The organism is Roseovarius salinarum (assembly GCF_002834145.1).
In the GTDB taxonomy this organism is placed as follows: Bacteria; Pseudomonadota; Alphaproteobacteria; order Rhodobacterales; family Rhodobacteraceae; genus Roseovarius; species Roseovarius salinarum.
In genome coordinates this window covers 1-426 of record NZ_PHNT01000057.1, presented here as the reverse complement: position 1 = coordinate 426, position 426 = coordinate 1, and the positions used below count along the sequence as shown (strand labels likewise).

1 protein-coding gene is annotated in these 426 nt (G+C 62.7%); it reads left to right on the top strand.

Features of this window, described 5'->3' with window-relative positions; genetic code table 11:
• Positions 1-56 precede the first annotated feature (56 nt).
• Positions 57-426 (top strand): transposase (locus CEF10_RS16730; protein ID WP_157933083.1); only part of this gene is annotated, 370 nt, incomplete at its 3' end.

The following is a 426-nucleotide window of genomic DNA, read 5'->3' as shown; positions in this document are numbered from 1 at the left end:
TGAACTGGCCCCATTTTCGACCGGACACGTGGGCCTGAACCAGGAGGCTTAGGGATATCCCTAAGCATGTGCTCATGTCCGAAGTTGAGATCATCACGGATGGCGGCCGCCGGCGCCGCTGGAGTTCTGCCGAGAAGCTGCGGATCGTCGAGGAGACGCTGGACGGCACCGAGAGCATCTCGGCCGTCGCTCGGCGGAATGGCGTGGCGCCCAATCTCTTGTATCGTTGGCGCAAGCTGATGCTGGAGGGAGGGTCTGTCGCGGTGACCGGCGATGACGATGTGACCAGCAACAAGAAGGTGCGCCAGCTGGAGGAGCGGATCCGGGAGCTGGAGCGACAGCTCGGTCGCAAGACCATGGAGGCCGAGATCCTCCGGGAAGCGCTGCACAGGTCAGGGTCAAAAAAACCGACCTTGCTTGCCGGGT